The 24,699-nt window shown below is 67.7% G+C and carries 20 protein-coding genes and 1 tRNA gene; 3 read left to right on the forward strand and 18 right to left on the reverse strand.

Features of this window, described 5'->3' with window-relative positions:
- Positions 1-131: 131 nt before the first annotated feature.
- The gene (locus OHB04_RS18650; RefSeq protein WP_326807838.1) at positions 132-515 is read right to left on the reverse strand and encodes a VOC family protein; all 384 of its coding nucleotides are present in this window, start codon (positions 513-515) and stop codon (positions 132-134) included.
- Positions 516-703: 188 nt separating this feature from the next.
- Here OHB04_RS18650 and OHB04_RS18655 point away from each other — a divergent pair, with 188 nt between their 5' ends.
- Entirely contained in the window at positions 704-1,960 is a 1,257-nt protein-coding gene (locus OHB04_RS18655; protein ID WP_442814875.1) for a cytochrome P450 family protein, read from the forward strand.
- 654 nt (positions 1,961-2,614) lie between these two features.
- On the opposite strand, the gene OHB04_RS18660 is transcribed toward OHB04_RS18655, so the two are convergent.
- The 8 genes from OHB04_RS18660 to OHB04_RS18695 form a co-directional block, all read right to left on the reverse strand.
- Entirely contained in the window at positions 2,615-2,962 is a 348-nt protein-coding gene (locus OHB04_RS18660; protein WP_326688834.1) for a winged helix-turn-helix domain-containing protein, read from the reverse strand.
- Complete coding sequence (locus tag OHB04_RS18665; RefSeq protein WP_326688835.1) at positions 2,949-3,470, reverse strand: hypothetical protein; 522 nt, start codon at positions 3,468-3,470, stop codon at positions 2,949-2,951. The genes OHB04_RS18660 and OHB04_RS18665 overlap by 14 nt, the downstream gene beginning before the upstream one ends.
- Before the next feature lie 237 nt (positions 3,471-3,707).
- Positions 3,708-4,874, reverse strand: a complete 1,167-nt coding sequence (locus OHB04_RS18670; RefSeq protein ID WP_326688836.1) for a hybrid-cluster NAD(P)-dependent oxidoreductase — start codon at positions 4,872-4,874, stop codon at positions 3,708-3,710.
- Positions 4,871-6,157, reverse strand: a complete 1,287-nt coding sequence (locus OHB04_RS18675; protein ID WP_326688837.1) for an aromatic ring-hydroxylating oxygenase subunit alpha — start codon at positions 6,155-6,157, stop codon at positions 4,871-4,873. Before OHB04_RS18675 ends, OHB04_RS18670 begins: the two co-directional genes overlap by 4 nt.
- 169 nt (positions 6,158-6,326) lie before the next feature.
- Complete coding sequence (locus tag OHB04_RS18680) at positions 6,327-8,426, reverse strand: NADH:flavin oxidoreductase (protein WP_326807840.1); 2,100 nt, start codon at positions 8,424-8,426, stop codon at positions 6,327-6,329.
- A 777-nt stretch (positions 8,427-9,203) separates the two neighbouring features.
- A complete protein-coding gene (locus OHB04_RS18685) occupies positions 9,204-10,166 on the reverse strand; it encodes a hypothetical protein (RefSeq protein ID WP_326688839.1) in 963 nt (320 codons plus the stop codon).
- A 5-nt stretch (positions 10,167-10,171) separates the two neighbouring features.
- Positions 10,172-11,770 carry an HsdM family class I SAM-dependent methyltransferase gene (locus OHB04_RS18690; RefSeq protein ID WP_326688840.1) on the reverse strand — a complete coding sequence of 533 codons (1,599 nt, stop codon included), beginning with the start codon at positions 11,768-11,770 and terminating at the stop codon, positions 10,172-10,174.
- Between the two features lie 242 nt (positions 11,771-12,012).
- Positions 12,013-12,086, reverse strand: a tRNA-Met gene (locus OHB04_RS18695).
- A 325-nt stretch (positions 12,087-12,411) separates the two neighbouring features.
- Here OHB04_RS18695 and gltX point away from each other — a divergent pair.
- Positions 12,412-13,785, forward strand: coding sequence for a glutamate--tRNA ligase (gltX, locus tag OHB04_RS18700; protein ID WP_442814876.1), 1,374 nt, complete (start codon positions 12,412-12,414; stop codon positions 13,783-13,785).
- Positions 13,786-13,792: 7 nt separating this feature from the next.
- Here the strand turns inward: gltX and OHB04_RS18705 are convergent, their stop codons facing one another.
- The 9 genes from OHB04_RS18705 to OHB04_RS18745 are packed head-to-tail and all read right to left on the reverse strand — an operon-like array spanning position 13,793 to position 22,897.
- A complete protein-coding gene (locus OHB04_RS18705; protein WP_326807842.1) occupies positions 13,793-14,779 on the reverse strand; it encodes a glycosyltransferase in 987 nt (328 codons plus the stop codon).
- Entirely contained in the window at positions 14,776-15,390 is a 615-nt protein-coding gene (locus OHB04_RS18710) for an HD domain-containing protein (RefSeq protein ID WP_326688843.1), read from the reverse strand. The genes OHB04_RS18705 and OHB04_RS18710 overlap by 4 nt, the downstream gene beginning before the upstream one ends.
- The gene (locus OHB04_RS18715) at positions 15,387-17,111 is read right to left on the reverse strand and encodes a carbamoyltransferase C-terminal domain-containing protein (RefSeq protein WP_326688844.1); all 1,725 of its coding nucleotides are present in this window, start codon (positions 17,109-17,111) and stop codon (positions 15,387-15,389) included. Before OHB04_RS18715 ends, OHB04_RS18710 begins: the two co-directional genes overlap by 4 nt.
- A gap of 24 nt (positions 17,112-17,135) precedes the next feature.
- Positions 17,136-17,933 (reverse strand): radical SAM protein, encoded by a 798-nt coding sequence (locus OHB04_RS18720; RefSeq protein ID WP_326807843.1) that lies wholly within the window; start codon positions 17,931-17,933, stop codon positions 17,136-17,138.
- A gap of 16 nt (positions 17,934-17,949) precedes the next feature.
- Positions 17,950-19,071: a hypothetical protein gene (locus tag OHB04_RS18725; RefSeq protein ID WP_326807844.1), complete on the reverse strand. Its 1,122-nt coding sequence runs from the start codon at positions 19,069-19,071 to the stop codon at positions 17,950-17,952.
- On the reverse strand, positions 19,071-20,183 hold the full coding sequence (locus OHB04_RS18730; protein WP_326807845.1) for a radical SAM protein: 1,113 nt from the start codon (positions 20,181-20,183) through the stop codon (positions 19,071-19,073). The genes OHB04_RS18725 and OHB04_RS18730 overlap by 1 nt, the downstream gene beginning before the upstream one ends.
- 3 nt (positions 20,184-20,186) lie before the next feature.
- Entirely contained in the window at positions 20,187-21,185 is a 999-nt protein-coding gene (locus OHB04_RS18735; RefSeq protein ID WP_326807846.1) for a D-2-hydroxyacid dehydrogenase, read from the reverse strand.
- Positions 21,182-22,498, reverse strand: a complete 1,317-nt coding sequence (locus OHB04_RS18740) for a glycosyltransferase family 4 protein (protein ID WP_326688849.1) — start codon at positions 22,496-22,498, stop codon at positions 21,182-21,184. The genes OHB04_RS18735 and OHB04_RS18740 overlap by 4 nt, the downstream gene beginning before the upstream one ends.
- A 21-nt stretch (positions 22,499-22,519) precedes the next feature.
- Positions 22,520-22,897 carry an ATP-binding protein gene (locus OHB04_RS18745; RefSeq protein ID WP_326688850.1) on the reverse strand — a complete coding sequence of 126 codons (378 nt, stop codon included), beginning with the start codon at positions 22,895-22,897 and terminating at the stop codon, positions 22,520-22,522.
- A gap of 351 nt (positions 22,898-23,248) precedes the next feature.
- Here OHB04_RS18745 and OHB04_RS18750 point away from each other — a divergent pair, with 351 nt between their 5' ends.
- Positions 23,249-24,694: a carph-isopro domain-containing protein gene (locus OHB04_RS18750; protein WP_326688851.1), complete on the forward strand. Its 1,446-nt coding sequence runs from the start codon at positions 23,249-23,251 to the stop codon at positions 24,692-24,694.
- Positions 24,695-24,699 lie beyond the last annotated feature (5 nt).

Raw genomic sequence — 24,699 nt, forward strand, 5'->3', positions numbered from 1 at the left:
CAGCCGGCCCGCGGCTGTCCGGGCCCGTGACCGGCCGGGCGACCGGACCTCCCCCGACCCGCACACCCGGCAGTCCGCCGAATCCGCCGATCCGCCGGCCCGACGACCCGCCGTTCAGCGGCAGGTCGGGCTCAGGGCTGGACGGACGGCGGGGTGAACACGGCGAAGTGGTTGCCGGCCGGGTCGAGCAGGTGGGCGAACTTCACCCCGACCGGGTTGACCTCCGGCGCACGCTGGACCGCACCCCCCGCTGCCTCGGCCCGTCGGCAGGCGGCCTCGACGTCCTCGACCAGCACCGTGAACACCGCGTAATTGGGCATCTTCCCCTTCGTCGCGAAGAGGCCGCCGCGCAGTCCCTCCGGGTCACCGGTGGTGAAGATCTGGTAGGCCTGGTCCGTGCTCTTGGTGTCGTCGTGCGCCACCGTCCAGCCGAACATGTCCCCGTAGAACCGCTCCGCGCCCTCCGGGTCGTCGGTCCCGATCTCGAACCACGCGATGCCGTTGATTCCAGGCATGTCGTCCCTCTCGTCCAGCGTTCAGCGTTCAGCGTTCAGCGCCGGGCGTTTCCCGGCCGGACCCCACTCTCGGAGCCGTCGGCGACAACCCTGTGTTGGTGTTTACGAGATCGTTCGGCCGGCCTCGTACGACCTCGTAGCAGCGCCGGAAACCTGACGCGGACGAACGGCGCCGACGAGCGGCGGAGATGACAGGCGCACGGCACGGGGTGAAGCCTGTCCGCGTGAAGGAATCGTCTCCGCGCGACCAGCAGCACCCCGACCGCGACGCCCAGCCGCCAGCCGGCCCCGTACAGCTCGTACGGAGCGGCTCCGCCGCGCGCGCCGGCTATCTCGTCACCGGATACGCCGAAGCGCGGCAGGCCCTCGGTGATCCACGGCTGTCGAAGGACACCGCCGCCTTCTTCGCCGACAAGAACTCCACCCGCCGGCTGCATCCCGCCGTGACGCGGAACATGCTGGCCGTCGACCCTCCGCAGCACACCCGGCTGCGCAAGCTGGTCACCAAGGCGTTCACCACGGGCGCCGTCGCCGCGCTGCGCCCCTTCATCGAGCAGGTGACAGATGCCCTGCTGGACCGGTGGCCCACGGCGGGGCAGGTCGATGTCGTCGCCGAGCTGGCCATGCCTCTTCCGGTCACCGTGATCTGCGAGCTGCTCGGCGTGCCGGCGGCCGACCGGGCGGACGTCCGGCGCTGGTCCGCCGACATGTTCGCGGCGGGGCAGCCCGAGCGGATCGACGCGGCCTCGCACGCGATGGCCGCGTTCATGACGGACCTCATCGCCGCCAAGCGGGACCGGCCGGGCAACGCGCTGCTGGATCAGCTCATCGCATCCCGCGACGGCGAGGACCGGCTGAGCGAGGACGAGTTGGTCGCGCTGGCCGTGCTCCTGCTCGTCGCCGGGCACGAGACCACCACCAACTTCATCGGCAACGCGCTCCTCGCCCTCCTGCGACCACCCTCCGACCGGCCCTCGGAACAGTTCTCATCTCGGCCCTCCGAGCGGCTCTCGGATCTGGAACGGCTGTGCCGCGAACCCGACACCCTCGTGCCGCGCGCACTGGACGAACTACTGCGTCACGGCTCCCCCGTGAGCACGGCGACCTTCCGGTACACGAAAGAGGCCATCACGCTCGGCGGCACCGAGATTCCCGCCGGCGCTCCGGTGCTGGTGGGGATCGGCGCCGCCAACCGCGACCCCGGCCGCTTCCCCGAACCCGACCAGCTCGACCTCGGACGGGAGGACGCCACCGGGCACCTCAGCTTCGGCCACGGCATCCACCGGTGCGTCGGCGCCCCGCTGGCCAGAGCGGAGGCGGAAATCGCCCTCCGGAAGGTTCTGACCCGCTTCCCGGGTCTCCGGCTCGCCGTACCCCCCGAGCAACTGGTCCGGCGTCCCACCCGCCTGGTACACGGGCTGACGACACTCCCCGTCCTCACCTAGGGGGAGCCGCCCGCCACGGCACGGCGCAGCACCGGGCCGGGCAGATCACCGGGCAGATCACCGGGCACGGCACCTCACCCGGTACGGCGCAGCACCGGGCATGGAACACCCCCCGCAGCGTCTCCGCGAACGCCCCTGCGCCCGCCCCCGCGCGGGTCGTAGGTGACAACGATCCGCGCGGGGGCGGGTACGACCCGATCGCCGCCATGGCTCCATGTCACCTTGCCGCAGGGGAAACAGCCCGGAGAGAACAAAGGGCCCGAATCTCGAAGCACGTCATATCCGGCGCCCTCACGTTGTGCTTTCCGCGATTACGGCGACGTCTGACCCAGGTGTTCCGATGATGCTCAGTTTGTGACGGGCATTCAGCAGAGGGCGTGCGTTCCGGTAACAGCCCTTCATCCGCGCCGACCCATATATGCATGACGCAATTAGCCCTTATCGCAGCACTTTTCATGGTTGCCGTGCAGCCATGGTTCGGCTGACTCGCTTGACCTGTTTGACCTGCTTGACCCGCTTGACCCACTGACCCGCCGCGGATCCGGCGGGACGGCCGCTGCGAGGCTCGGCGCATTCATGGGGCGGGGGCGGACCATTTCGATGGTCCGCCCCCGCCCCATTTGCGTGGTCCGCCCCCGGCGACGGGGAACCGCATCACGCGTCGCGCCTCTCCGCGGCCCGTTGTGACTCTTCGACAACCCGGCCGGCCCGTTGTGACTCTTCGACGACCCGGCGCATCGCCGCCATGTGCCCTTCGAGCGCGTCCCGTCCGGCTTGGTTGAGGCTGATCCACGTACGGGGGCGCTTGCCCACGTACCCCTTCTCCACCTCGACGTAGCCTCGCGCCTCCAGCGTGCTGACCTGCTTGGACAGCGCGGAGGGTGAGACCCCCGCCGATTCCCGCACCCACCGGAACTCGGCCCACTCAACGCCCGCGAGCAGCGCCACGATCGACAGTCGCGTCGGGTCGAGCAGGGCGGTGTCGAAGTCAGCGGGATCCATGGAGCACACCGCTGTCGTCGGGCCGGCGACGCGTGGCCAGGGAGTTGAGGCCCTTCTGCAAGGTGGGCCCGAATGCGATCAAGCCGCCGCAGAGTACGGCGCCCAGAACCGTCCCCGCGTACGGGAACAGCAGCTTGCCCCCGTACAGCGCGGCGATGAAGCCGAGCACCATGACGACGGCGATCGCCAGCCGGGCGAAGTACGCGAACCGGCGGGAGATTTCGCTCTTCCGCGGCCGGGCGGGCCGCCCCAGAAGGTCGGAGCCACGGCGGGTCCGCAACAGCACCATGTACACCATGAGGAGCGCGAAGACGGACCACGACATCCAGGGCCGCACCTTCTCCCCGAAGAAGTCGGGCGCCGCGAGCTGCGCGAAGAGGGCGATGGCGAACACCACGCCGACCCAACGGGACTCCTGCGTCGATTCCCGTACCGCCTGATCTCGGCGCTGATCGACGTCACGGAGCGCTCGGGCGGCCTCGTCGGCATGAGGCAGACGGTCGGACATGGGTACCTCCACGAGATTGCTCCATCAGACCTTGTTTCCTTAGAGGAAACTAGTTTCCTGTGCGGGCCTAGTCAACCGGAAGACAGTTATGTCGCGGTCAGGGTGAGCATCTCCCGGCCTCCGGAAGCGACCGGCCGGACGCCGCGCCGGAATCGGGGCGGCGCGAGAGCGGACAGGGGCGGGACTGGACAGGATCAGGGCAGGAGCCAGGATCAGGGGCAGGAGCTGCCATCCAGGTCAGGCGTCTATCACCAGGTTCTCCAAGGGCGTTGAGCAACACAGAAGGATCTTGTTCTGCGCCGTGTCACGGGGGCGGATCCCCCCGTTGTGCCGCATGTCGACCGACCCCGCTTCGAGGGTCGTCATGCAGGAGCCGCACAAGCCTTCGCCGCATGAGGAGGGAAGCGTGATTCCCGCCCGCGCTGCGGCCTCCAGTACGGGAGTACCGGCGTCGCATTCGATGGTCGTCCCGCTGCGGGAAAGCTCCACAGCGAACTTCGCGGCCCTGTCGGGCTCGTCCGCTGTGCGCAGGGAAGCGCTGTCCGACACCCCGGCCTCGAAGCTCTCCTGGTGATAGCGGTCCACCGGGAACCCCGCTCCGAAGAGCATCTGCCGGACCGCGCGCATGTAGCCGGGAGGTCCGCAGGTGAACACTTCGCGTTCGGGGAAGTCGGGGGCGATCTGCCGCAGCATGCCGAGGGTGAGACGACCACGGTGGCCGTGCCACCCCGGTGCCTGCCCGTCGTCCTCGCCGACCTGAACGACGTCCTCACGGGCCTGGAGGACGTCCTCGCCGACCTGAACGACGTCCTCACAGACGTGGACGACGCGGATGGCCGGCATGGTCCCGGCGATCAGCTCCAGTTCCTGACGGAAGGGGATGTCGTCGGGGGTACGCGCACTGTGCAGGAAGACGACGTCCGCCGGGGAGGCGAGGTCGTAGAGCGTTCTGGTCATCGACATCAGGGGGGTGATCCCGCTGCCGCCGGAGAGGAAGAGGTATGCGGGCGCCGGATGCCGGGCCATGGAGAACTGGCCGAGCGGCCCCCGGGCGCGCACGGTGTCGCCTGGAGTCAAGTGATCGTGCAGCCAGTTCGAGACCTGTCCCCCGGGGACCCGTTTCACGGTGATCGCGGCGACGTTCGGACGCGACGGCGGGGAGGAGATCGTGTAGCAGCGATCGACCTCCTGGCCGTCGATCTCGAAGGTGAACACGAGGTACTGGCCCGGGTCGTGCCGGAAGAGACGGGGCTCGGTCGGCTCGAAGACGAACGTCTTCATCTCGCTGGTGACGTACTGAACGTGTTTGCAGACCAGCAGTTGGTCCCCCGAACCGTCCTCTTCACGAGACCTGGCCAGTGGCTCCAAGGACTCCGCGCCGGGGAGGGTGAGCGTGTTGTTCATCGCTGAAGAGCCTCCCGAAGACGAGTGATGTACCAGTTGCAGAACGCCTCGACCTGGTATTCCGTCGGGGCGTACGGGCCTGGCTCGTACGCCGGGCTGGAGATCCCCTGCTGAGCGCGGGCGACGAGGCGTGCGTCCTGCTCGTTCGTCGCGGTCCAGATCTTCACCAGCGTGTCCGGGTCGTAGTCCACGCCCTCGGTGGCCTCCGGATGGACGAGCCACGTGGTGCGCAGCAGTGTCTTGTCCGGGGCGACGGGGAGGACGCTGAAGGTGACCGCGTAGTCGCTGACGACGTGGAACCAGGAGTTGGGCTGAAGGTGCAGAGCCAGATGCCCGAGGCGGGGCGTGGGCAGGTCGCCCAGTAGACGGTGGCATGCCGCTCTGCCGTCCGGGGTGAAGGATTCACCGGCGAGGTCGAGGGCGTCGCGCTGGATCCGGAATCCGGTGGCGCGGTTGTCCAGTTCCTCTAGGAGGGCGTACGGCAGGCCGAGCCTCTCGTACGTTTCGCGCATCTCGGCGTCGGCCCGCAGGTAGCGTTCGTGCGCCGGGCGCAACCGCGTGGGGACGTTCTCCTCGGTGTAGCCGTAGGTGGGGAAGAAGGTGCGCAACAGCTCGGGGTGTTCGTCGCAGTGGTAGCACTCCCGGTTGTTCTCCATCACGAGTTTCCAGTTGCCGTCCTCGACGAGGTCGGTCCGCGCCGCCACCTTGGCGCGGCGTAGCTCGTGCGGAAGAAGGTACGGCTCGACGCGCGCGGCGACCTCGGCGAAATCGGCGGGCGGCTCGTCGGCGAGACAGACGAACACGAGCCCGCCGACGCTGCGCACGTGGACCGCTTTGAGTCCGAAGCAGCTACGGTCGAAGTGCGCCGGCTGGGACGGGGCGTGCCGAAGTGCGCCGTCCGCACCGTAGGTCCATTTGTGGTAGCCACAGACCAGGTTCCCGGCCGATCCACGCCCTGCTTCCAGGATGCGGGCGCCACGGTGACGGCAGACGTTGTGGAAGGCCCGGAGGTTCTCGTCGTCGTCGCGCAGGACGATGACCGAGTACGGCCCGATGTCCACGGTGGTGTAGTCGCCCGGCTCAGGCACCTCCGCGTCCACAGCCACGAAGACCCATTGACGGGTGAAGATCGCTGCGATGTCGAGGTCGAAGAACTCCCGGTCGGTGTAGAACGGGCCTTCCAGGCTGCGGCCTGCGCACCGTCGCGCCACCGCGTCCCCTGTCCGGGACACTTCCGGCGTCCGGGGCACTTCCGGCATCTTGGTGTCTCCCAACGATGTCACGCTGTTCTCCTCTCGCTGCTGATCCCTGGCGACGGCCTTCCGGCGACGATCAGCCCCGGCACACCTGGGCTGTGCTTGCTTCTGCTGTGCTCGCATCTGCTGTGCTCGCATCTGCGGAAGCGGGTCTGACGGGAGCCGGTCTGCGGCGGCCGGTCTGGCGGAAGCCGGGTCACATCGGCAGGCACAACCGCAGTGCGTCCAGGACCGCGGCGTGGATGTTGCGGCTGGTCACCGCATCGCCGATGCGGAACAGCTGATAGCGGCCCTCGGGGTTCGTGACCTCCCGCTGCGGCTCACCGGCCAGCAGTTCGCGATGGTTCAGCCGGCCGAGGTTGCTCGACCCGGAGAGCAGGTCCCAGTAGAGGTCCGCATGGGGCAGCGTCCCGTGCTCCACCACCACGTGCTGCACGACCCGCTCCGTCTCCGTGGCCGCGTACTCGCTGCGCAGGGTCGCGATGAGGCGGCCGTCTTCCGCGCGGCGCACGGACAGCAGCCGGTGCGCCAGGGTGGTGGTCACCGCGTGTTCGGCGAAGGCCCGCAGGTAGGCCGGCGCATTCATGCTGCCGACGTCGGGTGCGAGCGTGCGCTCCGGCGTCACGTACTCGATCGAGATGCCCTTCCGGGCCAGCACCTCTACAGCGTCCAGCCCCGGATAGGCCCCGTTGTCGTCGTAGACCAGTACGCGTCCTTGGGGACGCAGGGTCCCGCTGAGAACGTCCCACGTATCGGCCACGGCATCCGCGCCCTTCGCGCCTTCCACGCCCTTCGCACGCTCCGCGCCTTCCGCGCCTTCCGCGCCTTCCCCGAGAAACGCGGAGTTGGGGAGGCCGCCCGTGGCGACGAGGACGATGTCGGGACGTTCCATCAGAACGTCTTCCGCCTCGGCGAGGACTCCGAACCGAAGGTCGACGCCGAGCCGCTTGCACTCGTCGACGCGCCAGTCGACGATGCCGAGGAGATCCCGCCTGCGCGGGTTCGAAGCGGCGATACGTATCTGTCCGCCAGGCAGCTCACCTGCCTCGTACAGCACGACTTCGTGCCCGCGTTCGCCCAGCACCCGGGCCGCTTCCAGCCCTGCGGGTCCGCCGCCGACGATCACGGCCCTCTTCCGCTCTGCCGCGGGCGGGACCGTGTGCGGCAGCTGAAGCTCCCGCCCGGTGGACGGGTTATGGATGCACTTGGTGTCGCCGGAATCGTAGATCGCGTCCAGGCAGTAACTCGCGCCCACGCAGGGCCGGATGCGGTCCTCGGCTCCGGCAGCCACTTTGGCCACCAGGTGCGGGTCCGCGATCTGAGCCCGGGTCATGCCGACCAGGTCGAGCATGCCCTCCCGCACGGCATGCCGCGCGGTGGCGACATCGGCGATACGGCCGGCGTGCATCACAGGGACATCGAGTCGGCGCTTGACCTCCGCCGTGAATTCCAGGAACGGCGCCGAAGGCGTACCCATGGACGGAATCGCCCTCGCCAGAGCGGCATCGCTTTCGATCGAACCCCGAATGGTGCTGACGAAGTCGATGCCGTCCGCGATGTACCGCCGGGCTGCCTCCAATGCCTCCTCGAAGGTCAACCCGCCTGGCCGGTCCTCCTTCATCATCATGCGGATACCGACGACGAATTCGGGACCGACCGCGGACCGGATCGCGCGGATCACCCGGCGCGGGAAGGCCATCCGCCCCGCGAGGCTCCCGCCGAGTTCATCCCTCCGCTGGTTCGTCGTCGGCGACAGAAAGCTGTCCAGAAAGTGGCCGTACGACTGGATCTCTATGCCGTCGAGGCCGCTCTCCTCGCAGCGCGCGGCTGCGTCGGCGTAGTCCTGCACGATGCGGTCCAGGTCCCACGGCTCGGCTTCCTTGGGAAAGGCGCGATGTGCGGGTTCACGCAATGGGGACGCGGAAAGGACCGGCAGCCAATCGCCTGTGTAGTTGCTGGTACGCCGTCCCAGATGGGTGACCTGGCACATCACCGCGGCCCCGGCTTCGTGGACATCGTCGGCCAGCCGCCGGAGCCAGGGCACCACGTCATCGCGGTAGAGCAGCAGGTTGCCGAAGGACGGCGGACTGTCGGGTGACACGACCGCCGAGCCACCAACCATCGTCAGCCCGACCCCGCCCCTGGCCTTCTCCAGGTGGTACATCCGGTACCGGTCCCGGGGCAGACCGTCTTCCCCGAACGCCGGCTCGTGCGAGGTGCTCACCACTCTGTTGCGCAAGGTGAGGTTCTTGATCGTGAAGGGCTGGAGCAGGGGATCCGTCACTCGCGTACGCATGGCGCTCCTCGTGAACCGTCCGGGATGGCCTGGAGGACTGTGCGTCGTCTCCAGCGCCGCCATGGCAGCCGCAGCGCTACGCCGCAGCAGTTACTCGGAAAAGGAGAAGCCGACCCCGAGCCATTCGCTTCGAGGCAGGCAGAAAGGTGGACAGACAGGCAGAACTGATCGCATCGGCAAGGAGGTTGAACCCCCTTCGCGCGGTACGCCCCAGCATGGAGCCCGCTATTGCCCACGGACAATCAAACGGTGTCGCAGGAAACCATGCGAACCCCCTACAAGATCGACAGCCGCCCTCTCCTTCCCGAGACGCCCAACGCCTGCTACCGCGAAGCACGCCTGGCGACATCCACTCCCTGACCACAGATGCCCGACGGGCCGGCGCGGGACCGGACAGACTCACCAGAGCTGCACGAATCCGACACCCACCGCGCGGAGAGCGACCACGACAGCACACCCACGCCCCCCGTTCCACTCCCACCCCCACAACCCCACCAGCACAGGAGCACGAAAAAGCCCAGGTCACACGAGGTGTGACCTGGGCTTCAGGTGAGCCGCCTAGGGGAGTCGAACCCCTGACCTACGCATTACGAGGGCTGGCAGGATCGTGCCAAGTGGTGATCCGTGATCGCTCTCGATCCAGTATTGCCTGGTCAGAAACATGTCGGGTTTAGGGGTGTGACGGACGGTCCAGAGAGTGATGGACCGTCCGCTCACGCAACGCTCACGCAGACTGGCGCTCATCTCCCAGCAGACTCGCGTGAGGTTGCCCCGTCGTCACTCGGCGTCGTCAGTCTCGTCTTCAAGATCTTCGATCACTGCGGCAACACTCGACATGAAGATGTGATGCTTGTCGTCGTTCGCCAGATAGGTCACAAGGTTCTCTCGCAGACGCTGAGTTCCCAGGTAGTACTCCCGAAACGCCTTCGAGACCTCGTCTGCCACTTCGCGGCTCGGAGGAATAGGGATACGAATTTCCCTATACCGTCGGCCAACATCTTCACGGTTGGTCTGCATGAAGACAACGCGGTCCCACTGTCGGCGTACGGCCTTCAGCGTCATTGCCCACAAGAGATAGAAGTTATCGAAGGGCGCCGACTCTGATGCTCGCAACACCAGCACCTCTTTGGTCAGCACGACCCTCTCTTGCCCCGGCATGATTACCGCAAAATCGCCGATGTTTTTGCTGGTCCGGATTGGGGTGATCAGGTCATATTCTTCGAGCCCGGATTCACTCCCCTTCCAAAAGCGTTCAGCAACCACATCGGGCACGCGATTCGTTGGATTGATATTCATCTGTCCGGCGCGAATATCGGAAACCTTGATGTAGGGAATGTGCCCGGTTCGAAAATCTGCCGACGGGCTCCCATGCCCATGCATCGAGACCAACACTTGATCGTCGACCAATTCACCGATAGAAGCACTAGCGAACGTCCCCATCTCGGGTGTGTCCATAAGCGTAAAGAAGTCACGCACTGAACGTTCATCGAAATAGTTTGGAACGGCAGTTAGGCGGTCAGTGAGCTCGGCCTCATCTACCCACCGACTCGTTTTAGTCGTATCGAACTCGTCCACGAGAGCTGTTGTGTCTGCGGCGATCTGGTCGTCGACTACATCTGTTCGAGTGCCAGTATCAGCATCAACAACGAAGAGTTCCTCGCCATCCTTGTTGATGCCTACTGTCGGAGCGTAGGAAACGAATACCTGACCATCACGGAACCAAGCCGGCCTATGCACCATGGAAATCACTTCTTCTCAAAGACGTAGAAGTTAGTCTTCGCTCGGCAGAACCCCTGAAACGCTTCCATGGGGATGTTCAGGAATCCCCGTAGGACGAAGCGAGCACTCAGCCATTCTGGCAGCCATTTATACGTAGGCGAGAAGAAGTACGTTTCCGGCAGAATGATCCCGAGTCTGCCGCCACTCATCAGGAGCCTGTGCGCGCGCTCAAGGAAAACGAGACCAATTTCAAGGTCGGCATACTCGCCCTGTTTCCGGTTGGCCGCAGCCGCGATACTGTAATCGTTACGACGCGCATCAACCTTGCCGACCTTAAGGTTCTTACCGAAGGGCGGATTTGTGATCACCACCGTAAAAGACCCGTCACTGAGAGGCCGCTCGAGTTGAGGGTAGTCCCTTCCCCACCGGTCCCCTCTTATCGAATCCCCAATGTGCACGTTGGCAGAACCGTCCCCAAGGCCCACCATAATTGCCCGAGTGAGCTTCACGTTAATGGAGTCTTTGTCCACTCCATAGATGTTCCGGTGTGCCCACGTCCGCGCCGCGGCGGCAGAGTCACCAGCAGGAATGCGTTCGACCAACGAGAGGAACGCTTCGGTGAGGAATCCGCCGGTTCCACATGCCGGGTCGATGATCTTGTCTTCCAGGCGAATATCCATCATTTTGATGGCGGCAGCGATTACACGCTGCGGGGTGAAATACTGCCCTTCCCCCGCCTTCAGGTTCGCTCTGCGGAAGACCTGAAAGGCCGAAGAAATCGCTTCAGGCCCCACATCGTTCAGGTTCAGGCTGGAAAGCTCATACACCGATTCCTGAATGGTATGATCATCCAGCTCGAGGGTGCCTTCTCGATGCTCAGAAAATACTTCCGGTCGAAATTTCTTGAGTGCATCGAACTGCGCCTTCATCGCCTTAGCTGTTGCCGCTTCTCCCCCCTGGGAGAGTTGGAAAGTAACTGGCTTGCTGGGATCATACGATGCGTTTGAATCTGATTCCAGCTTGAGCAACAAGAGGTTGCAGAGTTCGTTGAGTTGCGCCTCCGAACGAGTCGACTGACTGTCCCGCGCAACCACAACATCCAACAAGCGACTAAAGATGGACCGCAATTGCCCGTTCTTCGGCGTGACCAATTCACCGAACGTCAAAGGCTTCTCGGAGGGGCGCGTAAACCCTTCCCCAGGCTGCGGCAGGCCGCGATTACGAAAGTGCCGAAACCTGCCGTCGGCGAGTTTATAGACCCTGACGTCATCGGAACCGTTGGTCCAATAACCCATCCGCGCACGCGGCTCACGGCCGAGGTAGATCTCGAGCTGAGAAACGCCAGCCTCAATCGTAGGCTGCTTGAATTCGCAGATGACCAGGAGGTGCTCCCAATCACCTGCATGCCGCACATCGTCAAAGATGGCCAGGTCTACAGGCCATCCAGCGAAGGACTTCCCTTCCTCCCGCTTCGCCGCGTCGTGGGGTGACTGCGGTACGCGCCATTCGGGCTGCCACTTCAGCTGGCCTGTGTCCCAACCTGCTTCCACGAGGCTCTTGATCGTCGGCCGCCGCACTTGCTGGTGCTCGGGGCCGCTGAGAGTACGCGAAGAGTCATCAGTCACCCCGCAACTCTAGCCGCTCGCTGGAGGACAGAAGTGTAGGAGGGTGGGGAGCGCTTGCGCCGACACGGCTACGTACTCAGCGGATGCCAGACTCTGAGTGGAATCAGGGCAGGAATCGGGTCACCTATGGTTTTCGCTGGTGCGGGGGCACGTAGTCCACCCGGCCACGCTCGCTGAAACGACTGACGGCCGACCAACGTCAGCGGGCCGGCCGTCCAAGATGTCCTGATACAACAGGTTCGTAGCGGGGACAGGATTTGAACCTGCGACCTCTGGGTTATGAGCCCAGCGAGCTACCGAACTGCTCCACCCCGCGTCGGTGCCTCAAGTCTACTCCATGTCGAGGCCCCCCTGTCGGTCCCTCGCCAGGCCCCTTGTCCCTGATGCCGTTACGGGGACCTTCGTGCGCTGCCGCAGGCTACTGGCGGTCGCCCCACTTCAGAGGTTCCTCGGCCTGGCGACACCACGCGGTGAGGTTCAGCGATCCGGACGGGTGGGCCCATGGCTGCGGCGCAAGAAGTGCACCTCGCGGCGCGTCTGTGGTCACGCGCTTGCGGTCCGGCCAGAGGCCAAATCTCGATACCATGGGCGGCATGTCTGCTGCCCCGGTTCGTGTTCGTTTCGCCCCGTCTCCGACCGGCATGTTTCATGTTGGTGGGGCGCGGTCCGCTCTCTACAACTGGGCCGTGGCACGACAGTCCGGCGGCCGGTTCGTCCTGCGTATCGAGGACACGGACGCGGCGCGGAACAAGCCGGAGTGGATCGAGGGCATCGTCAGCGCGCTCGCGGCGATCGGCATCCATGCTGAGGACCCGGCCTTCGAGGGCCCGTACTTCCAGTCGGAGAACGCGGCCCGGCACAGCGAGGCGGCTCAGCAGCTCTTCGAGACCGGGCGGGCGTACTACTGCGACTGCACCCGTGAGCAGCTGAAGGAGCGCACGGGGTCGGAGCATCTCGGGTACGACGGGTTCTGTCGGGAGCGGGGGCTGGGCTTCGAGGTGGGGCGGGCGCTTCGGTTCCGGACGCCGGACGAGGGCGAGACCGTCGTGGTCGACCTGATCCGCGGGGAGCCGGCGTTCCCGAACAACGCGATCGAGGACTTCGTGATCGCTCGCGGCGACGGATCTCCCGTGTTCTTGATCGCCAATGTGGTCGACGATCTGGATGAGGGGATCACGCAGGTCATCCGTGGCGACGAGCACCTGTCGAACACGCCGAAGCAGCAGCTGCTGTGGGAGGCGCTTGGCGCCGAGCCGCCGGTGTGGGCGCACCTGCCGGTGATCGTGAACGAGAAGCGGCAGAAGTTGTCCAAGCGTCGCGACAAGGTGGCGCTGGAGGACTACCTCGCCGACGGCTTCCTGCCCGATGCGCTGGTGAACTACCTCATGTTGCTCGGCTGGGGCCCCGGTGATGACCAGGAGATCAGGCCGTACGAGGAGCTGGAGCGGCTCTTCCGGATCGAGGATGTCGGGACGGCACCGGCCTTCTTCGACGTGAAGAAGCTGACGGCGTTCAACGGCGACTACATCCGCGCGCTGGCGCCGGAGGAGTTCGTCAAGGCGTGCGCGCCGTGGCTGGCGGCGCCGTACGCGCCTTGGCAGCCCGAGGCGTTCGACCCGGGCGTCTTCGAGCAGGTGGCCCCGCTGGCCCAGACCCGGCTGGCGCTGCTGTCGGAGATCACGGACAACGTGGACTTCCTCTTCCTCGACGAGCCGGTCTGGGACGAGGCGTCCTGGAACAAGGCGATGAAGGCGGGCGCCCTCGATATCCTGCGCGACGCCCGCGCCGAGCTGGCCACCACAGCGGACTGGCAGGCGGACGGTCTGAAGGCCGTACTGCTCGCCGTCGGTGAGAAGCACGGGCTGAAGCTGGGCAAGGCGCAGGCGCCCGTCCGGGTCGCGGTCACCGGCCGGACCGTCGGACTCCCCCTGTTCGAGTCCATGGAACTGCTCGGCCGGGACCGCGTGCTGGACCGTCTGGACGCCGCAGCCGAGAAGCTGGCCGCGCAGGCGTAGTTGTCGGTCAGGCGATCTCCGCGAGGAGGTCGCCCCAGGCGTTGCCGAAGTAGTTCAGGTCGAAGCGGGCCAGGACCTCGTACGCGGCCTTGGCCTCAGTCTGGCGGGCCGCCGCGCGCTCCAGGACCTGCGTCGGCAGGCGGCCGAGATCCGGGGCCGGCTGGCCAGTCAGAACGGCAAGGTCGCCCAGTCCGGCCACCGGACGGATCAGGCAGGGCAGGCCCAGCAGCAGGGCCTCGGCCGCGCAGCGGCTCCAGCCTTCCCGCATCCGGGGAAGGAAGACGCCTACGTCACACGCGCGCAGCAACCGGAGATATCGCGCGCGATCGACGTCATAGTGCGCGCCGCCGAAGCCGATGGTGTTGCTGCCGCTGGTGATCACTCGCATCCCCGGGGTGTTGGCCAGGGCAGCCGCGACGTCCTCGGTTCCCTTCCAGTGCACGGCCTTGCCCGCGTAGACGCCGAGCGTGTCCGGGGGCAGGCCGAATTCGGCTCGGCACTCGGCCCGGTCGAAGCCGCGCGCCTGCTCGACCTCGCCCATGTCGAACGCGTTGTGGATCATCCGTACGTTCCGGACGCCTCGGGCCCGGAGGAACGCGGCCCAGTACGGGGCGACGCACACCACGACGGCGCACTGCGGCAGCACCTGGAACAGCCTCTCCCAGAGCACGGCTTCGACCGGGGCGGAGTCGTGCTGCAACGGCTCGTAGTGGTGCAGGAGGAAGATCGTGCGGGCGCGCATTTCGGGGGTGAAGAGGAGCAGGCTGAGGTCGTCCCATACGAACGGTCCGGCCGTCTTGCCGAGGGCCCGGATGGTCGGAGCGAGGCGGGTGAGGTGGCGGAGCTTGCGCCAGCGGCGGGTCCGGTAGGTGCGTTTGTGGTCGGGGACCGTGTGCCACTCCACGTCGTCGGCCGTGACCTCGTGGAGCATCCGCAGGTACACCCGGCCGCCAGTCGAACCGACAGGCTCCATCGAGTAGACGACCCGCTTCACGGACGTACCTCCTGTGTCTGTCTGACGTGTTCGGTGTGCAGCCGCGTGTGCATGGCCTCCATGTGCGGGCCGTGGTGACGGGCGGCCTCGGCGAGCGGTAGGTGGAAGTCGGCGAGGTTCAGGAGGAAGCGTCGGCGGCGGTCGAGATCGGGGGACGCGCCGAGGTCGCGAAGGTTGTGCAGGCGGTCGGCGAGCCGCACGAGGAGGTCTTCGGGCGGGAGCGCGGCTTGCTTGTCGCGCCAGCAAGCTTCGTCACCAGCCGACTTGGGGCGCTGTTCGAGACGGTGGTCGGCCGTGATGGCACGCAGGCGGGCGGTGAACGGGCCGCCGAGGTGATGGACGAGCAGCGACTCGGACTCGGGGGCCACCTCCAAGGCGTCGTGGAGGAGGGCGAAGAGGAGTGTTTCGGGGTGGCTGACGCCGATCTCCTGCCGCAGGAGCGTGACGACGGCCAGTGGGTGTCCTAGGTACGGGGTGCCTTGATCGCGGGTGTGGCCGTCGTAGACCGTGAGGGCGAGGCCGCCGGCCACGCGGGCACGGGTCTGTTCGTCCGTGCTCCACGCGGCGGCGCCGAGCACGGCCAGAACGTGGTCCAGATCGATGATGCTCATCCGTCGGTCCTCCCTCGGAGCGCCGTGGTGCGGGGGTCGGGCACGTGGTGTGCGAGTAGCAGGGTGTCCTCGACCGCGAGAGCGTCGAGGCCCAGGTCCGCCGCCGCTGCCATGACCTGCTCGGCGGTGCGCAGGATCGGGGCGCCCTTGCGGTTGAAGGAGGTGTTCAGCACCAGTGGCAGTCCGGTGCGTTGGTGGAACTGCTGAAGAAGCTCGCGCAGGCCCTGGTGGTCAGCGGAGACGGTCTGGACGCGGGCGGTGCCGTCGTGGTGAGCGACCGCGGCGATGCGGTCGGCTCGGCAGCGGCGGACTCGGGTGACGCGGTTCATGAAGGGGTCGCCTTCCGACATGAACCAGTCGGTGGCGTGCTCCGCGAGGACCGCCGGTGCGAACGGCCGGTAGGTGGCTCGCTTCTTGATCGCGTTGAGCCTGTCGCGCGTGGCGGGGTTGCCTGGGTGAGCGAGGATCGAGCGGTGTCCGAGGGCTCGCGGCCCGAATTCGAGTCGCCCCTGCACCCAGCCGAGGATGTGGTGGTCTGCCAGCAGCGCTGCCACCGCACGCGTCAGTTCGGGACCGAGGCCGGTACAGGCGCGGTAGCCGGACGGCACCGGGCTCGTTGGCAAGGCGCCTGGGCTCGGCCCCCAGTCCGCGTCGTTCGGCACCGGCAGGCGCTCCTGGCCGAGCTGGTAATGCCAGCCGTAGAGCGCGGCGCCGACGGCCGTGCCCGCGTCGTGCGGTGCGGGTGCCACGAAGAGGGTGTCGAAGCCGCTGTCGGCGGCGAGTTGCCCGTTGAGGTGGGAGTTCAGGGCGCATCCGCCGGAGAACACCAGTGCCGGGGCCCGCGTGAGGCGTCGCAGGTGGCGGGCGACATGCACAACCGAGGTGGTGAAGACCTCCTGCACGGCAGCGGCCAGGTCCGCACGTTCGTTCTCGGACTGCTCCGCTACGTTGCCCAAGGTCCAGGACCGGCCGCCAAGGAGCAGCGGCGTGTTGCTGTCCGCCGAACCCCAGGGATGGGCGATGTGGAGGGCCCCGTCGTCACCGAGCCGGACCAGGTCGCGGACCTCCCTTCCGTAGCGCTCGGGATCGCCGAAGGCCGCGAGGGCCGTCAGGCTGCCCTCGGGCTCGTTTCCCGGCGGGATCACCCTGCTGGCGAGGTTCCGGTAGAAGTGCCCGAGCGAGGAGTGGACGCGGCGGGGCCCGGCGGGCCCGGGGAGCACGTCCGGCATGGTCTGGTGGATGCGGTCGATGCGGTCGGGCCGCAGTTCGTAGCCCGTGATGCGCTCCCGGCCCGGCCCGAAGTCCGAGCCGAGGGCGGACCCGCCAGCGTCGATGACCAGCCCCGCCGCGTGCTGGTGCCCGGAGAGCAGGTAACCGGACAGCACGTGGGCCGTGTGGTGGGAGAGGAGGCGTAGCCGGTCGCCGAGTGGGTCGGGCAGGAGGGCGCCGAGTTCGTCTCGTTCCTCGGCCAGCCACCAGCCGGCTGCGGGGTTGGGGCGCATGGAGGCGGCCCAGACGGCGTCCACGTCCCGTGGTTCGAGACCGGCCGACTCCAGGCACCACTGGAGTGCGCGGGTCGGGGCGCTGAGTGTGCCCTTGCGGGCGGAATGGTTGTGCTTGATGCCGCTCCAGCGTTCCTCCTCAGCCGCGTGGACGCGGCCGTCTACGACCAGGGCGGCGGCAGTGTCGTGGTGGAAGTTGAGTCCGAGGACTGCGGGCATGATCGTGCACCTCCGGCCTGGGGATCAGACGGTGGGAGCGAGGGCGGGGACGCGCGCGGCGCCGGAGTCGGAGTACTCGTGACAGCGCAGGCAGAACCGGTAGTGGTGGCTGCGGGGCGCGAACACCTTGGCCGCGAAGTCCGCGTCCCACACCGTGAATTCGCTGTCGTCCTTGGCCATGGCGTTGAAGCAGCGGTAGCAGGACCCGTCCATCTCGATCATCAGGTGCTGGTCGAGGTAGCGGTCGCAGAGGCCGCGCAGTTCGTTCGCGGGCTGGCCGACGTCGATGTGGTGAACGTGGTTGGTGACATGGATGGCGCCGTACTTGTCGCACAGCCACGTGAGGCGCGTGAGCCGGGTGGGACTGATGCCTTCCAGGACGCTGTTGACGACGACGGTCTTCCCGGCCTCGCACAGGCGCGGAACGACGGTGTGGACCTCGTCCTCGTTCCCGTGCTCGTCGTCGCAGCCGATCAGGATCTGGTCGTACGAGCGAAGGGTGGCCTCCATGATCCGCTGGTTGCGGGCCAGGGTGATGGCGTTGGTGCCCAGGACCATGACCTTGTCCGGCAGGCGCGTGCGGGCGGTGTCGCTGAGTGCGGGGAAGTCGCGGTGCACGGTGGGCTCGCCGCCGTTGATGTGCAACTGGCGGAAGGGGAGGGATTCCAGGCGGGTCAGGATGGTGGAGAAGAGTTCCGGGGACATGTTCTCGCCTTGGGCGCCGTCGGCGAAGATGCAGAAGTCGCAGGACCTGTTGCACTTCGTCGTGATCTTGATCTTGGCCGTCTTCAGGACACGGGGCGGGGGCGCGTGTACTGACATGGCGTAACTCCTTGTTTCAGAGGTGGACATCGTCGGGGGCGAGACTGAGGAAGTCCTGGACGGTCGCCTTCTGTCGGTGCCAGCGCGCGAGGGTCGTGCGCAGGGTGCCGGCGGTGGTCGGTCCGGCGGGGAGCAGCGTCGCCATCCGGGCGGCCTGCCGCTGGGCGGGAGTGGTCTCGTCCGCCGCGAGCACGCTCAGGGCCCGCGCGGCGGTGCGGAGTTCCTTCGCCTCCCGCCGGATCAGGTACTGGGTCGCCACGCCGGGCGGCGGATCGAGGTAGTACAGCCAGCGGGCGACACGTACCCGGAGCATCCCTGCGGTCATCACCCAGGCGGTGCGGGTGCGCTCCTGGCCGTCTCTGCCGAATCCGTCCGCGTCGGGGACGCGGCGCATGGCTGATTGGAGGACGGCGTGGGCTGTGCGGAGCAAGTGGGGCGGGCTCCGGAGGCAGGTCTCGGAGCGTTGTGCGGCGGCGTGCCGGAGAAACAGCTCGGCGTACCGGTCCAGCCCATCCGGTCGCCACTGGGTGAGGGCAGCCGTCTTGCCGGGGCAACGGGTCCGTGTCGCGAGTGCGGCGGCGGCGAACCAGCAGGGGGCGAGGTAGTGCCAGGCCACGCAGTGGCGCCGGTAGGCGGTGATGTCCCCGGTCACGTTGTCCGTGCTGTCTGCCGCGAGCCGGTAACGGCCACCCAGCCGGGAGTGCAGGATTCCGCGGTAGAACCGCTCGTCGATCCCGCACCAGGGCGCCATCTGGGCTCGGGACCTCCAGCGCTGGAAGTCCCGGCGGTTTCCGGCGATCAGCGACCACGTCGCGAGTTCTGGCGCGGAGACGAGCCGCCCGTCTGCCTCGGCCGTGGTGAACGCGAAGCCGGGCGGATGTTCCAGGAGGCGTCGATGGGAGACCTCCCGGCCGACTGCGGCGGTGTGCGCGGCGGCCAGCCGCTGGTTCCACTCCTCCCAGTCCTCGGGGGCGTCATGGAGGAGGACACGTACGTCGAGATCGGAGTGCGGGGCCAGCAGATCGGCAGGCTGCCACTTGTGGGTGAGCAGCGCGGCCCCGACACCGTGGGCACCCAGCTCACCCTCGTAAAGGCCACCGAGCTCCTGATAGAGAGGGTGGGCCTCGGCCATGAGCATCACCGCTCCCCGGTCGAGGCGCGAGCGCAGGACGGCACACCGTCTGCTCCCGTGGCGACCACGGGGAGCAGCGGCCGGACCGGGGCTCCTTCGGGGCGCTCCATCCGGTCCCAGCGCAGGTCGTAGTCGACGTAGTGGAAGCCCTGCCAGGCGTCGTTGGCGTCACGGTCGAGCATGGCCTGGAAGAGGTGCGCGAAAGCGTCGCCGAGAGTGCCGTCTGCCAGGTGGGGCTTCAGGGGGATGTCACGGTTGTGCAGGATGCAGGGGCGTGCCAGGCCCGTGGGGGTGATCTTGATGCGGTTGGCGTCGGAGCAGGTGGCACAGCTGGAGTTCGAGATGAAGCCGATCGACCCGGCCCAGCCGTCGGGCCGGAGGTACCTCCCCGGGCTGCGGACCCCGAGGTGGCTCCTGGGAACCTCACCGGCATCCGCGAACCACGTGCGGAGACGGTCGCGGACCTCCGCCTCGCTGATGAACTCGGTGTCGAACAGCGCCTGTGCGGGGCCGATGTTCTGGAGCTCGATCAGACGGACGGCGATAGGCAGGTCACGGGCGAGTTCGGCCACGGCGAAGGAATCGTCCAGATAGCTGCGCTGGAGCACGCAGTTGACCTTCACGCGTAGGCCGAGGGACAGGGCGGCATCGAGGGTGTTCCGGGTGGTGCGCGGATCGCCGCCGCCCATGATGGCGGCGGACCGCGTTGGATCGAAGCTGTGGAGGCTGAGGTTGAGGTAGGTCAGACCGGCACGGTGGAGCCGTTCGACGGTCAGTCCGCGGCGAAGGTTGCCGTGGCTGGTCATGCCGATAGCGGCGTCCTGGCCGAGGCCGTCGGCCAGGCCCGCGATCACGTCGAGGATGTCCACCCGGAGGGTCGGCTCGCCACCGGAGCAGTGCGCCTTCTTGATCCTCCAGGCTCCGGCCTCGGCGGCGATGGCCGCATAGTCGGAGGCCGACAGGGGGCGGTCCTTGTGCCCGTAGTCCGGCATGCAGCGCGGCTTGCAGAAGACGCAGTCCAGGTTGCAGAGGGAGTTCAGGGTGAACGCCAGGTAGGGGTGGTTGCGGCCTGCCACGGTGAGGGCGGCAGCCAGGTCGCGATGGTGTGCTGTGGGCATCGGTCAGCCTCCTGCGAGCGGAGCGGGGACAGCGGGTACTTCGGCCAGACCGTTGAGCGGCTGACCAGCGAGAAAGCGGTGCAGGTTGTCGGCGAAGAACGCGACGGCCGCGTTCATGTACGAGCGGCAGAGCACGGAGCTCTTCGGCGTGAGCATGACCCGGGGGTGGAGCCGCAGCGGATGGCGGGCGGGCAGCGGCTTCGGGGCGAAGACGTCCAGGGCCGCACCACGGAGGTGGCCTGAGTCGAGGGCAGCCAGGAGAGCCGAGTGGTCGACGGTCGTCGCGCGGCCAAGGTTGAGGAAGAGGGACCGGGGCTTGCACGCGGAGAAAAGTTCACGGTCGAAGAAGCGGTCCGTGTCCGGGGCGGCAGGCAGCAGGTTGACCACCACGTCGGCGACGGGCAGCGCCTCGCGCACCGCCGACACGGGCATCCACGTGATCCCACCCCCGTCGTCCGCGGGCGGCCTCCGACGTATCCCGATGACCGCCATGCCGAAGTTCCGGGCTGCCTGGGCCAGGTGGCCTCCGACGCTGCCGCAGCCGACGATGACCATCGTCGCTCCCGCCAGATCGAAGAACTCCTCGGCGAGATCGTCCTTCCACCAGGACCGGTTCCGTTGCACGCGCCGACTCGTGAACAGCCCGCGGGAGAAGCCCAGGATCAGTCCCATGGCGTGCTCGGTCATCGGCCTGCCGTGAAAGCCGTACGAGCGGGTCAGGGCCACGTCGGCGGCATGTGCCTCAGCGACGGGCAGATGGTCGGTGCCGGCGGCCGGGGAGGCGATCCACCTCAGCTGCGGGGCGCCGGACAGCCACGAGGCTGCACAGCACCAGCCGAAGTACACATGCGCGTCGGCAAGCTGACTCGGAACGTCCTCCTCGCTCGCGGTGCGGAACTCGACGCGAGGAAAGGCAGCGGACAGCGCATGCTCATGCTCCGCGGACAAGCGCCAGAAGGCGTGCGGGGACTCCAGGCAGATCAACACCACCGGCCTGTTCACCGCGTTCGGCCTTCGACTGTGGGCGACGGGGCCAGGACCCATGGGGCGATGTGCTGGAGGGCGGAGCTGATGCTGGTCTCGTAGTCGTGGTGCGTGCGCACCAGGGCCGCGCCGGTGTTCCGAAGCCGCTCGCGTTCCCGGGGCAGGACGGTCAAGGCACGGTGGAGGGCCGAGGCCAGGGAGGCGGGGTCCCTCGGTGCGGCGGTGAAGCCGGTCTCCCCCTCGATCACGGTCTCTGCCAACCCGCCGGCGGTGGTGGCGACCACCGGGCCCGCGCCCGCCGCGAACGCCTCCAAGGGGATTCGCCCGAAGGGCTCCTCGCGGGAAGGAACGATGACCGCGCGCAGAGCCGGGCTGTGCATCCAGGCACGGGTCGCGGGAGTGAAGCGCGTGGTCAGGGTCGCATCCAGGCCGTACGTCCGGACGCGTGCCGCGAGGTGCCTCTGGTACGAGGACAGGTCATCGTGAACGTCCGAGGTCACAGCCGCCAGGAGCAGATGCGGAACGCGGACTTCGCGCTCCCGCAGGATGCGCAACGCCTCCAGTAGGTCCTCGAAGCCTTTGATGGGTACGGCGCGGCCCATCGCGAGAAGGAACCCGGCCCGAGCCCTGAAGGGCACAGCCGGTGCGTCTCCCGGCCAGACCGTCTCCCCCTGGATCAGCCCGTTCGTGATGCTCACGATGCTCGACTGGGAAACGCCGTACCCCGCTGTGAGGTGTCGTCGCATGTGCGGAGAGATGGCGCCGACGTGTCCGCCCCGCGCCGTCGCTGTCCGCAGGGCCTCTCGCTCCCAGTGGACCCGTGAGAAGTCCTCCGGGCAGGTCAGCCCGGCCGTGGAGCGGGGTACCAACAGCAGGTCCAGAGCCGGTGACGCGTAGGGAGCGAGCCCGAGGAAGGGCACGTCGAGACCGACGAGGAGGCAGCGGCTGGCGCGCTCGGCAATGCGTACGGCCGCCGTACCCGCCTGCCGACAGAGCGATACGTATGCGGAGAGTGAGTCAGGCAGCACCCCAGCATGCGGAAGCGTGACGATCTCGGCCTCGGCTCGCCGCAGCACCTGCTGGACCTCGCTGGTCCACTGCCGCCCGTGCGCCCGTGCGTTCTCCAGCACGTGCGGGGTGATCACCGAGAGACGGCCCGGCGGCAGCAGGCGAGCCAGAGCGGTGAGGAAGGCCCGGTTACTGAACCCGGTGCCGGACTCGGCACCGTAGAAACCCTCGTGGAGAGCGACGACGACCTGGGGACCGCGAGCCGCCCTCGGTGCGTCTGTGGGCGAGGGTGATGAGGTCGCGGAGGGGATGCGCACCGACATGGTGCCTCCTCGGAGAAGTGTTTAGGTGCTGGAGTCGCGGACGTCAGAGCCGGTCGGCGAAGGGGGGCTTCCACGCGTGAGGCGGCACCAGGCACGAGTCCCGTCTGTTCCGGTCGTCAGCGACCAGGAGTCGGCCAGGGCCTCGACGATGACCAGTCCCCGCCCCGATTCCGCCTCCTCGTCGACAACAGGAGGAGGAGTGGAGGGCACGGGGTGGGAACAACCGCCGTCGGTGACGGCGATCTCGATTTCGAGAGCGTCGGAGGTCAGGCTTGTGCGATCGACGGAAAGGACCAGCGGTGGACTGCCTGCGGTGACCGCGTTCGTGGCGAGTTCCGAACCGATCAGGCGTGCGTCATCGATCAGTTCCGCGGTTGCGCCGTGCAGGGCTACGGCCATAGCGCCCCGCGCTACCTCGGCCGCTGTCGGCCCGTACGGCAGATCCGTGATCAGTGAGGTTGTGCCACCGCCGCCGGGGCGGTGTCCAGAGGCGGAGCCCGTGCGTACTCGCGAGGTGTTCGAGTAGTGGCTCAAGGCGCCCACCTCTCTCCGTTCTTGCCGCCGTCGTGGAAGGCGGTGTGTCCGGCGGAGATCCAAGAACACCGGAGGAGACCGATCACCCGGCACCCGATCCATGGGTCAACTCGGTCAACTTGCTCGCGAGGGCGCTGCGCCGTCCGTCCGAGAGCGCCACTATTGAGGAGCACGTGAAGTACGGGACGAACCACTGGGGGTGAGGGGTGGTTGCACGTGGCACCGCAGACAGGGAAACCCAATGCCACGCTGGCCGGGTGTCTGGACGAACTCGGGTGGAGCCCAAAGGCACTCGCCCGCAAGCTCAACAGGGTGTTCGGCACGGGGACGGTGGCCGAGTCGGCGCCGTACCACTGGCGGGACTCAGGCGCGCTGCCACGCTCACCGTTACCGACGATGGCGGCGTACGTACTCTCCCAGGAACTGGGAAGGCCCATCCCAGTGGCCGAACTGTGGCAGGGGCGTGTAGGCGACTCCTCGGCACTCGTCTCCGCGGACACGGATCTCGCACGGCCCTGGACCGTGAAGGGCATGGAGGCGATCGTGCAGGACTGGGTGAGGGGCGGGCTCGTCGACCGCCGCCGGTACCTGGCGATCTCGGGATCGGGGCTCCTCGCGATAGTCGCCCAGTACCTTGACGGCACAGCGGGACGCGGTCAGCTCACGCCCCGTATGGCGTCGTCGCTGGGCAACGACCCCCTCGTGGACCAGGTGGAACAGCACCTGCCCATGCTGCAGGCGCTCGACGACGAGCACGGAGGCGCCCGCCATCTCGCCTACGTGGGTGCCCAGTTCCGCGCCGTCGGGTTGCTGATCCGAGAGGACGGCCACTCCTCCGCCGTCGAGGGCCGACTGGTCCGAGCCCTTGCGGAGATCGGTCAGCTGGCCGGCTGGATGGCTTTCGACGCAGCCGATCACGGCTTGGCCCAGCGCTACTTCGCCACCGCGTTGCGGGCCGCACACCAGGTCAACGACCTCCCGTTGTGCGCCCACATCCTGGGCGACCTCTCCTTCCAGGCAGCGAGCCGAGGACACCCGGCGGACGCAGTCGCTCTCGGCGAGGCCGCCCGTCGAGCCAGTGACGCCGCTCCGCCCGTCGTCCGGGCCTCTGTACTGTCCCGGCTCGCCTACGCGTACACCGCCGCCGGTCGCGACAACGACTTCGCCCACGCGCGCGGCTCCGCCCGCGAACTGATCGCAAGCCGCGACGGCAAACGGGAGGAACCCCGCTGGATGTACTTCCTCACCGACAACCACCTGGACTGCCAGGCCGCCTACGGCCTCATCCAGATGGGTCGTGCTCGACAGAGAACAGACAGCGACACGAAGAGCCGTCGTTTCCTCGCCCAGGGGAACGAGATGCTCCGCTCCGGGGCGTACGACGTCCCCCGCGGCGACCCCAGCCAGCGCAGGGCCCTGTTCGAGGGGGCCTGGCTGGCCCTCGGGCACAGCGCCCACGGGGACGTGGAGGCAGCCTGCGGGATCGGGCGAATCGCCGCTGACCGACTGGGCGCCGTGCGCTCACCGCGGAGTGCGGCCCTGCTCCACCAGCTCGCGGCGGACCTACGGCGCCGACAGCGCAACCCGCACGTCCGCAGCTTCCTACCCGCTCTGGAGGACGCCCTCGCCCAGCACGCCCCAGCGGCATCATCTGGCCGCTAGGGTCG

Origin of the sequence: Streptomyces sp. NBC_01775 (assembly GCF_035917675.1) — a bacterium.
Taxonomy (GTDB): Bacteria; Actinomycetota; Actinomycetes; order Streptomycetales; family Streptomycetaceae; genus Streptomyces.